Origin of the sequence: Bacillus sp. SRB3LM, from assembly GCF_015712745.1 — a bacterium.
GTDB classification, from domain to species: Bacteria; Bacillota; Bacilli; order Bacillales; family Bacillaceae_G; genus Bacillus_A; species Bacillus_A thuringiensis_K.
Genome location: NZ_VWVQ01000070.1, coordinates 1 through 1,425, shown reverse-complemented (window position 1 = coordinate 1,425; position 1,425 = coordinate 1). Strand labels below are relative to the sequence as shown.

Sequence of the window (1,425 nt, the reverse complement as noted above, 5' to 3'; positions counted from 1 at the left end):
TGCCATTATAGATGCTCCTGGTTGTGCGAGTGGAGTAGCAACCCCAATGGTATTTATTACTGTATCTCCACCTGAAACACTATGTGGTGTGATTTCTTCATATATCATTTCTTGTACTTCTACCCAATCTACCGTAAACTCTGCACCCTCTGATTGAATAATCAAATCCACTTGGCTCGTATTCGCATCTGGATAGAAATAGAATTCTTGGGTCATAAAAGTAGGTTGGGTGAAGAATAACATATGTCTTTGATTTCCTGGTGGCACAATGGAAATCGTTCCTTGTCCTTTGGCACGAACGCGAACACGATACTCTGTGTTGCCGCCCTCACTTGGTAAGGTAATGATTTGAGTAACTGTGCTATCCCAATTCGATAATGTCAAGACAGGTTTCCGATTACTGTCTTGTGGGAAACTCACTGTACCGGCTATATTCCAGTTTTGTGCTTGTTGAAGAAACAAACCATTTTGAACAATATTCCGTGCTTGTAGTTGATTCCAAGCGCGAAGAGCGGCTTGATAGATTGCTGCTTTTTGTTGTGCATATCGATCTTGCATTGGTATACCTGGCATAGATCCTTCTTGAGGAGCACTGTTTTGAAGTGCTGTTAAGTTCTCTATATCGGTATAACTTACGTTTGGTCCGATCGTTCCGCTCCAATTGGATGAATCGTACATGGCATTTAATTGATTTGTAGCCTGCTGTAAACCCGCAGTGATTTGTGCCTGTTGCGCCAAATAGGGTTGTAGCCATTGTTCCTCTTGGTTTTGTGCTTTTCTTATTTCTGCCGCAGTTAGTGGGCGTCCCTCTGTCAAGGAAACTTGACTTATTTTTGCGAATCCATTCGACGGTACGGTAAAACCAACTGTAATGCCTATATTCGCTTCTGGATGTAATGCACCTACATCAATTGGATATTGAAAGAAGTTTGGACTACTGTTAACACCTTCTACAGAAGTTGGCAGAGACGTAGAATAGGCTACATTCACGACTTGATTGACTTCATTTCCATAGCGGGAAGCCATAATTTGTAGAGAATCCGCTTGTAAGACAAAAACGGATAGATAATAACGTGTATACGGTTTTAATACTGATTCCGGTACAGTCTGATAGGCATAAGATGGATATACAAGGGAAGAAGGAGGTAACACCAGTTGCTGCCCCGCGTATTGTGAGTCTCCTGATGAGATGAACACCTTGCGTCCAAGTTGCCACCCTTCACCTGTAAAACTCCCACTGCGCAATACATTTTGTGATTTACTCAGACGTTTTGCCTGATTCACTTGTGTATTTAATTCCCGTTTTTCTATTGCATAACTATTTGGTAGAGATTGAACTTGTTGATGCACATAATCAATCCAGTAATCGGTCACACCGGGAGCTAGTTGATTCGGATTATCGGTCGAAAAAAGACTTTGTGTCAT

General features: G+C 41.8%; 1 protein-coding gene. It reads right to left on the bottom strand.

Annotated elements, in window-relative coordinates; all coding sequences use genetic code 11:
* On the bottom strand, positions 1 to 1,425 hold a 1,425-nt coding region (locus F3I02_RS21050; protein ID WP_196478380.1), incomplete at both ends, for a hypothetical protein.